Below are 545 nucleotides of genomic sequence, written 5' to 3'. Positions count from 1 at the left end.
TTGCTCAATACGCCATTAGCTGCATCTGCTGTTACAGTGGTATTTTCATCAACACTATCAACATCAGCCACTAAGTCTGGGGCATCATTTTCAGCGCCAACATTAATGGTGAGGGTTGCCGTATCAGTTGCCGTGCCGTCAGTTACAGTATATTCAACAGTATCTACGCCATTAAAGTCCAATGGAGGCGTGTAGGAGTAACTGCCATCTGCGGCAATCACAATAGTGCCACCTTCCGTTGTGGTAAAGGTGCCTTCAATAACAGAAAGTGCGTCGCCATCTAGATCTGAATCATTGGCATCCAAATCAACAGTTGAATTAAAGACAACATCTTCTGCTATAAAGATTTCATCATCGACCGCGATAGGGCCGTCATTGGCGCCCACAATAGTAATGGTCACATCATGACTTGCAGTGCCATCGGCAGAGGTCACAGTAATCGTACGAGTTAAGGTTTCACCTTCTTTCAGTGATTGCACATCGCTGTGAGTGTTGTTTAGCTCATAACTCCAGTTACCGTCAGCATCGATAGAGAAGGTACCGTA

Annotated in this window: 1 protein-coding gene; it reads right to left on the bottom strand. The window is 45.3% G+C overall.

What is annotated here, in order from left to right; translation table 11 throughout:
- Positions 1 to 545, bottom strand: a 545-nt coding sequence (locus Q4591_RS20110) for an Ig-like domain-containing protein (protein ID WP_303462632.1), incomplete at both ends; no start/stop codon positions are given.

Origin of the sequence: Shewanella sp. 3_MG-2023 (assembly GCF_030548765.1) — a bacterium.
GTDB lineage: Bacteria > Pseudomonadota > Gammaproteobacteria > Enterobacterales > Shewanellaceae > Shewanella.
The sequence above is the reverse complement of the archived record's forward strand: the minus strand, read 5'-3'. Positions and strand labels throughout refer to the sequence as shown.